Raw genomic sequence first — 7876 nt, 5'->3', positions numbered from 1 at the left:
GCTGCGCCGCAGCGCACCCGCCCGGGTCAGGGCTGCAGGGGCTCGAGCGGGCGGGGCGCGTCGAGCGCCCCGCCGTAGCGGCGGTCGCGCCGGGCGTAGGTCTCGATCGCCGCCCACAGCGACCGCCGGTCCACGTCCGGCCACAGCACGTCCGAGAACACCATCTCGGCGTAGGCGGACTGCCACAGCAGGAAGTTGGACGTGCGCTGCTCGCCGGAGGAGCGCCAGAACAGGTCCACGTCGGGCATGTCGGGCTCGTCGAGGTAGCGGGCGAGCACGCGTTCGTCGACCTTGTCGGGGTTCACCCGCCCGGCCGCGACGTCGAGGGCCAGCGCCCGGGCGGCGTCGGCGATCTCGGCCCGGCCGCCGTAGTTCACGCACATCGTCAGCGTGCAGACGGTGTTGTCCCTCGTCAGCTCCTCGGCCGCCTCCAGCTCGGCGATGACGCTGCGCCACAGGCGCGGACGGCGACCGGCCCAGCGCACGCGCACCCCCCAGGCGTGCATCTCGTCGCGGCGGCGGCGGATCACGTCGCGGTTGAAGCCCATGAGGAAGCGGACCTCGTCGGGGCTGCGCTTCCAGTTCTCCGTGGAGAACGCGTACGCCGACACGTGCTTCACGCCCACCTCGATGGCACCGGCGACGACGTCCAGCAGCGCCGCCTCCCCCCGCTTGTGCCCCTCGTTGCGCGGCAGGCCGCGCTGGTTGGCCCAGCGGCCGTTGCCGTCCATGACGATCGCGACGTGGTCCGGGACCAGTTCCGGGGGCAGCTGCGGCGCGCGCGCACCGGAGGGGTGCGGCGGCGGTGCGACGACCGTCCTCGGCGTGGTCCCCGGCGTGGTCCCCGGTGCGGTCGCGGGTGCGGCCGAGCGGCCGCGGAGCGTTCGGCGAGCAGGTCCTGGCACCGCACCAGGGTGCCAGGTGGCAGGATCGCGGCGTGACGCGCACAGCCCTGGTCCGCCACGGCGAGACCGACTGGAACCGCGACGGCCGCCTGCAGGGCCGCAGCGACGTCCTCCTCAACGACACCGGGCGCCGGCAGGCCCGCGCCCTCGCCGACGCGATCGCCGACGACGGCTGGACGCTCGCGGTGCCCTCCCCGCTGGCACGGGCGCGCGAGACCGCGCAGCTGCTCGCCGACCGGCTGGGGATCCCGCTGCTGCCCGCCGACGACGACCTCGTCGAGCGCGACTTCGGCGAGGCCGAGGGCCTGGACCGCGACGAGATCGCGCAGCGCTACCCGGCCGGTGAGCGCCCCGGCATGGAGGCGTGGGAGGACCTGGTGGCCCGCGCGGGCGGTGCCGTGCGGCGCCTGCGCGCGAGCCACCCGGACGAGCACCTGCTCGTCGTCTGCCACGGCACCTTCATCCGGGCCGCCGTGGAGGGGCTGGCCGGGGTGCAGGTGCCCCGGCTGGGCAACGCCTCGACGGTGCTGCTGGAGGGCGCGGGCGAGGACTGGCGGTTGCTGGAGCAGGGTTCGGTCGCTCCCCTGGGCTGAGCGCGGCTCAGCCGGCGGACGGCACCGGCTGCTCCGCGCCGAGGTCGGCGTCCGGTCCGGTGCGGGGCGGGGTGCGCTCCACGTGGCGCAGCGAGCGGATCCCGCGCTCGAGGTGCCACTGCAGGAAGGCCGCCACCAGCCCGCTGCCCTCGCGGCGGCAGCGCTCCTCGGCGCCCTCGGCGCTGCCCCAGTCCCCCGACAGCAGCGCGGCGAGCAGCCGGACGGTCTCCGGGGCGGGGGCGGCCGAACCGGGCGGGCGGCAGGAGCTGCACACCGCTCCGCCCGCGGCGACGTTGAAGGCCGGGTGCGGGCCGCCGGCCCCGCAGCGGGCGCAGTCGACGAAGCTGGCCGCGTAGCCGGCGACGGCCAGCGAGCGCAGCAGGAACGCGTCGAGCACGAGGGGGGCGTCGTGCTCGCGGCGGGCGAGCGCGCGCAGCGCCCCGACCAGCAGCAGGTACTGCTGGGTGGCGCTCTCGCCCTCGACCTCGGTGAAGCGCTCGGCGGTCTCCAGCAGCGCGTGCCCGACGGTGTAGAGGCCGTAGTCGCCGGCCAGCGCCTGCCCGTAGGGGGCGATGACCTCCACCTGGGTGACGGTGTCCAGCTGGCGGCCGCGGTGCAGCTGGACGTCGATGCAGGTGAACGGCTCCAGCCGGGCCCCGAAGCGCGAGGAGGTGCGGCGCACGCCCTTGGCCACCGCCCGCACCCGCCCGCCGTGGCGGGTCAGCAGCGTGACGATGCGGTCGGCCTCGCCGAGCTTGGTGGTGCGCAGCACCACCGCCTCGTCGCGGTAGCTCTTCGCCCCTCCGATGCTGGACCCCCGCGACGCCACGAGGCCACTGTAGGTCCGCGCTCCGACACGACCGCCCGGCGCGCGCCCGGCCCGGGCGGTGGGTTCAGGCGGCGACGAGCTGGTCGCGACCGCGGCGCTTGGCGGCGGCGCAGGCCGCGTCGGCGGCCGCGAGCGCCTCCGCCGCCGCGGCGGGCCCGGCCCAGCCGACCGAGGCCGTCACCTGCAGACCGGTGGCGACCCCGGCCCAGGGCTCCTCGCGCACCAGCTCCAGCAGCCGCTGGGCCAGCGCCCGCGTCGAGGCGGCCGTCACCGCGCCCAGCGGCGCGGCGCCGGATCCCGCGCCGGCTCCCGCGTCCGCGGGCAGCAGCACGACGAACTCGTCGCCGCCGTAGCGCACGAGTACCGCGTCGGCGGGGACCTCGCGGCGCAGCAGGTCGGACACGCGCCGCAGGACGGCGTCGCCGACCTCGTGGCCGTGCTCCTCGTTGACGGCGCGGAAGCTGTCGACGTCGAGCAGGACGGCGCCGAAGCGCTGGTCGGGGCGCTCCAGCACCTGCTGCAGGCGCCGGCGGTTGCCCAGGCCGGTCATGGGGTCGACGAGGGCGGCGCGGCCGATGCGCTCGTGCTGCTCGGCCATCTCCCGCTGCCGGACGCGGTCCTGCAGCGCCTCGAAGCGGCTCTCGCGGTCCTCCCACAACCGGGCCAGCGACACCTGCGCGAGGCGCTCGAGCGCGTCGACGGCGTCGCTGCGGCCGTCGTGGGCGACGGCCGTGCGGGCGCGCGCGTCGAGCGCCACCAGCCCCCACACGTCGAGCTGGGTGGCGTTGGACACGCGCTGGACGGCGGTGAGCAGCTCGGCCGCGCCGCCGCGGTCCCCGGCCGCGGAGGCGGCGGTGGCCAGGGCGATGCGGGCGATCTGGGTCTCGGCGAGCTCCTCGCGCAGCCGGAAGGCCGCGACCGCCGGCCGCAGCCGCGCCTCGCCGAGGGCGGCCTCCCCGGTGCGCTGCAGCACGAAGCCCTCGATCGCCTCGGCGCGGGCGAGCATCTCGGGGTAGTCGGCCTCGCGGGCCAGGGCGCGCATCCGCGCCACCCGCGACAGGGCCGCGCCGTAGTGCGGCCAGGCCTCCTCGCCGCGGCCGGCGACCTCCAGCATGGCCGCCCAGGAGACCTGCAGGACGGCGGCCTCCTGCACCACGTTGAGGCGGACCCGGGCGGGCGGGAAGCTCAGCGCGAGCATCTGGACCATGAGCTCGTCGGCGGGCTCGAAGAGCGCGAGCGCGTTGAGGGCCAGCGCCACCGACATCGTGGCCGACAGGTGGTCGTAGGTGCGGATGGGCTGGGCGGTGACGATGAGCTGCCCCTCGGCGAGGTGGTCCATCGCCAGGGCCGTCATGCCCAGGTCGACGCGCGACTCCGCGAGCAGGGCCAGCGCCTTGGCGCGCCAGACCGGGTCGGCGTCCGCACCCAGGCGGCGCAGCAGGTGCCCGGCCTCCTCGCTGGCCTCGGCGGCACGGCCCAGCTGGTGCAGCGCCACGCCGCAGATGAACTGCAGGTAGCGGGCGGTGCGCTCGTCCCCGGCGGCCTCGCACAGCGCCAGGGCCTCGCGGCTGGCCTGCACGGCCCGCTCGCCGAACCCGTCGAGGTAGAGCCGGTGGGCCCACTCGGCGAGCAGGTCCAGCGGTCCGAACGGGCTGACGGCTTCGACCTCGGCCCCCACCGCGTCCTCCGATCAGTGCCCACCCGCGATCACGGGCGGTGACTGATCCTAACTAAGCCGTGGCGGGATGGAACCTCGAACCCCTGCTGGGTGCACGTTCAACCTCCCCGCGGCCCCTGCGCCGGGCGCGGGCACCCGGCGCAGGAGCCTGCGGCAGTCAGCGCAGGGCGCGGTTGACGGCCGAGACGATCGCCTTCAGCGAGGCCGTGGTGATGTTGTGGTCGATGCCCACGCCCCACAGCACCCGGTCGCCGACGGCGCACTCGACGTACGCGGCGGCCATGGCGTCCCCGCCGGCGGACAGCGCGTGCTCGGCGTAGTCGAGGACGCGCACGTCCACGCCGCCGGCCTCCGGGGTGGCCATGGCCGCGCAGAAGGCCGCGATGGGGCCGTTGCCCGTGCCCGCGACCGTCTTCAGCTCGTGCCCGGCGTCGGCGGCGTCGAAGAGGTCGACCTCCAGGGAGTCGGCGGCCTCGACCTCGCTCACCGAGCGGGTGGCGCGCAGGGCGTAGCGGCCCCAGTCGGGGGTGCCGCTGGGCGAGGGCAGGTACTCGTCGGAGAAGATCCCGAAGATCTGCGACGCCGACACCTCCCCGCCCTGCGCGTCGGTGCGCTCCTGCACCACCCGGCTGAACTCGATCTGCAGCCGGCGCGGCAGGTCCAGCTGGTGCTCGGCCTTGAGCAGGTAGGCCACCCCGCCCTTGCCGGACTGGGAGTTGACCCGGATGACGGCCTCGTAGCTGCGCCCGACGTCCTTGGGGTCGATGGGCAGGTACGGCACCGCCCACTCCATCTCGTCCACGCTCCTGCCGGCGGCGGCCGCCTCGCGCTCCATCGCCTCCAGGCCCTTCTTGATGGCGTCCTGGTGGGAGCCGGAGAAGGCCGTGAAGACGAGGTCGCCGCCGTAGGGGACGCGCTCGCCGACGGGCAGCTGGTTGCAGTGCTCGACGGTGCGGCGTACGTGGTCGATGTCGGAGAAGTCGATCTGGGGGTCGATGCCCTGGCTGAACAGGTTCATGCCCAGGGTGACGAGGTCGACGTTGCCGGTGCGCTCGCCGTTGCCGAACAGGCAGCCCTCGATGCGGTCGGCCCCGGCCAGGTAGCCCAGCTCAGCGGCCGCGACGCCGGTGCCCCGGTCGTTGTGCGGGTGCAGCGAGAGGATCACGTCCTCGCGGTGGTGCAGGTGCCGCGACATCCACTCGATGGAGTCGGCGTAGACGTTGGGCGTGGTCATCTCCACCGTGGCGGGCAGGTTCACGATGACCTTGCGCTCCGGCGTCGGCTGGAAGACCTCCAGCACCTCGTTGCAGATGCGGGCGGCGAACTCCAGCTCGGTGCCGGTGTAGCTCTCCGGGGAGTACTCGTAGTAGACGGTCGTGCCGGGGATCGTCTCCTCGAACTTGCGGCACAGCCGCGCGCCCTGCAGCGCCAGGTCGACGATGCCGTCCTCGTCCATGCCGAACACCACGCGCCGCTGCAGCACGGAGGTGGAGTTGTAGAGGTGGACGATCGCCTGCTTGGCACCGCGCAGGGACTCGTAGGTGCGCTCGATGAGGTGCTCGCGCGCCTGCGTCAGCACCTGGATGCGGACGTCGTCGGGGATGAGGTTCTGCTCGATGAGCGTGCGCACGAAGTCGAAGTCGGTTTGGCTGGCCGAGGGGAAGCCCACCTCGACGTCCTTGAAGCCCATCTCGACGAGCAGCTTGAACATGCGCAGCTTGCGCTCGGAGTTCATCGGGTCGATGAGGGCCTGGTTGCCGTCGCGCAGGTCCACCGCGCACCAGCGCGGTGCCTGCGTGATGCGCTTGGTGGGCCAGGTGCGGTCGGGCAGGTCGACGGTGATCTGCTCGTGGAAGGGCCGGTACCTGTGGAAGGGCATCGGGGACGGCGTCTGGGTGTTGCGCACGGTCTTCTCCTCACGGGGCGGGGCTGCGGTGGCGGCCGGCGCGCACGACGAGGTCCCGCGACGGGGAGACCGGCCTAGCTGGCCCCGCCGCGGCGACGAAGGAGGAGGTTCTCCAGACGGGCCACGGCACCACCGTACCCCCACCGCCCCGCCACCGGCAGACCGGCGGGGCGGTGGGGGCCGGTGCGCTCAGCTCGCGCCCAGCAGGTCCTTCACCGGGTCGATGGCGAAGTAGAGGACGAACAGCGCCGCGACCACCCACAGCAGCGGGTGCACCTGGCGGGCCTTGCCGCGGGCGACCTTGAGGACGACGAAGGCGATGAAGCCGGCGCCGATGCCCGCGCTGATCGAGTAGGTGAACGGCATGAGCACGATCGTCAGGAACGCCGGCAGCGCGATCTCCAGGTCGTCCCAGTCGATGCCCTTGACCTGGGTCATCATGAGGAAGCCCACGACGACCAGCGCGGGGGTGGCCGCCTCGTAGGGCACGATCGCGACGACGGGGGCCAGGAAGGTCGTCAGCAGGAACGCGACGCCCGTGACGACGCTGGCCAGGCCCGTGCGGGCACCCTCGCCGACACCGGTCGCGGACTCGATGTAGCTGGTGTTGCTGGAGACCCCGGCCGCACCGCCGGCGGCCGCCGCGAGCGAGTCGACGACCAGGATGCGCCGCATCCGCGGCGGGTTGCCCTCGGCGTCCAGCAGGTCGCCCTCCTTGCCGATGGCGACCATCGTCCCCATCGTGTCGAAGAAGTCGGCGAGCAGGAGCGTGAAGACGAGCAGCAGGACGCTGACGGCGCCGATGCGCTCGAACGAGCCGAGCAGGTCGAACCGCCCCAGCAGCGAGAAGTCGGGGGTGGCGACCCAGGAGTCCGGCAGGGCCGGGACGTTCAGGCCCCAGGCGGCCGGGTCGCGCACCTCGCCGTCGGCGCCGGTGCGCGGGCCGAGGTGGGCGACGGCCTCGACGACGACGGCGAGCGCGGTGGCCGCCACGATGCCGCCGAGGATGGCGCCGCGCACCCCGCGCGCCATGAGCACGACGATCAGCAGCAGCCCCACGACGAAGACGAGCGTGGGCCAGCCGGCCAGGAAGCCGCCGATGCCCAGCTCCAGCGGGGTGCCGCTGCCGGAGCGCACGAAGCCCGCGTCGACCAGGCCGACGATGGTGATGAACAGGCCGATGCCGACGCTGATGGCCGTCTTCAGCTGCGCGGGGACCGCGTGGAAGACGGCCTCGCGGAAGCCGGTGAGCACGAGCACGAGGATGATCAGCCCCTCGAGGACGACCAGCCCCATCGCGTCGGCCCACGTCATGCGGGGCAGCCCCGCGATGCCGAAGGCGACGAAGGCGTTCAGGCCCAGCCCGCTGGCCAGCGCCAGCGGGTAGTTGGCCACCGCTCCCATGAGGATCGTCACGACCCCGGCGGTGAGCGCGGTCGCGGCCGCGACGGCCGCGAGGTCGGGAGCGCTGCCGCCGCCGAGGAAGGAACCGGTGCTGTCGGGCTGGGTGCCGATGATCAGCGGGTTGAGCACCACGATGTAGGCCATCGTGAAGAAGGTCGCGAGGCCGCCGCGGACCTCCCGGGCGACGGTGGAGCCGCGCTCGCTGATCTGGAAGTAGCGGTCGACCGCCGATGGTCGGCGGGTGGGCTGGGCGTGGGTGGCCATCGAGCACCTCGGGCGTGGTCGAGCAGGTCGGACGAGGGTCGGCCGCGACGTCGAGGCCGGTGCGGATCCTGCCAGAGTCCGCACCCCCCGCCGGACCACCGCGCGCCCGCCCCTCCCCCGCCCCCTGCCGTGGGGGGGCGCCGCGGGCGGCGGGGGGGGGGGGGGGGGCGCGCGGGGGGGGGGTGGTGGTGGGGGTGGGCGCGGCGGCCCGGGCGGCGGCCGCGACGGCGCGGGCGAACGCCACCGCCCTCGGCCTGGGCGGGGTCCGCGTCGTGCACGAGAGGGCCGAGCGCTTCC

6 protein-coding genes are annotated in these 7876 nt (G+C 74.7%); 1 reads left to right on the top strand and 5 read right to left on the bottom strand.

Going from position 1 to position 7876, the window contains the following annotated elements:
• Positions 1-26: 26 nt before the first annotated feature.
• Complete coding sequence (locus ACRYM2_RS22250; protein WP_432524809.1) at positions 27-905, bottom strand: isoprenyl transferase; 879 nt, start codon at positions 903-905, stop codon at positions 27-29.
• Between the two features lie 32 nt (positions 906-937).
• Here ACRYM2_RS22250 and ACRYM2_RS22245 point away from each other — a divergent pair, with 32 nt between their 5' ends.
• A complete protein-coding gene (locus ACRYM2_RS22245) occupies positions 938-1498 on the top strand; it encodes a histidine phosphatase family protein (RefSeq protein WP_432524808.1) in 561 nt (186 codons plus the stop codon).
• 7 nt (positions 1499-1505) lie between these two features.
• Here ACRYM2_RS22245 and recO read toward each other — a convergent pair whose 3' ends face one another.
• From recO to ACRYM2_RS22225, 4 genes are all read right to left on the bottom strand, one after another.
• Positions 1506-2327, bottom strand: coding sequence for a DNA repair protein RecO (recO, locus tag ACRYM2_RS22240; protein ID WP_432524806.1), 822 nt, complete (start codon positions 2325-2327; stop codon positions 1506-1508).
• 64 nt (positions 2328-2391) lie between these two features.
• Positions 2392-4005 carry a GGDEF domain-containing protein gene (locus ACRYM2_RS22235; protein ID WP_432524804.1) on the bottom strand — a complete coding sequence of 538 codons (1614 nt, stop codon included), beginning with the start codon at positions 4003-4005 and terminating at the stop codon, positions 2392-2394.
• Positions 4006-4162: 157 nt separating this feature from the next.
• Complete coding sequence (gene leuA / locus ACRYM2_RS22230; RefSeq protein ID WP_432524811.1) at positions 4163-5884, bottom strand: 2-isopropylmalate synthase; 1722 nt, start codon at positions 5882-5884, stop codon at positions 4163-4165.
• A 216-nt stretch (positions 5885-6100) separates the two neighbouring features.
• Positions 6101-7579, bottom strand: coding sequence for an NCS2 family permease (locus tag ACRYM2_RS22225; RefSeq protein WP_432524802.1), 1479 nt, complete (start codon positions 7577-7579; stop codon positions 6101-6103).
• Positions 7580-7876 lie beyond the last annotated feature (297 nt).

Origin of the sequence: Kineococcus aridisoli, from assembly GCF_050871885.1 — a bacterium.
Lineage (GTDB): Bacteria > Actinomycetota > Actinomycetes > Actinomycetales > Kineococcaceae > Kineococcus.
This window is presented reverse-complemented; position numbering and strand designations above follow the sequence as displayed.

Bases quoted from the DNA above. Each gene is read 5' to 3' on its own strand.
- leuA (WP_432524811.1), bottom strand. From the start codon at position 5,884: ATGCCCTTCCACAGGTACCGGCCCTTCCACGAGCAGATCACCGTCGAC.
- ACRYM2_RS22225 (WP_432524802.1), bottom strand. From the start codon at position 7,579: ATGGCCACCCACGCCCAGCCCACCCGCCGACCATCGGCGGTCGACCGC.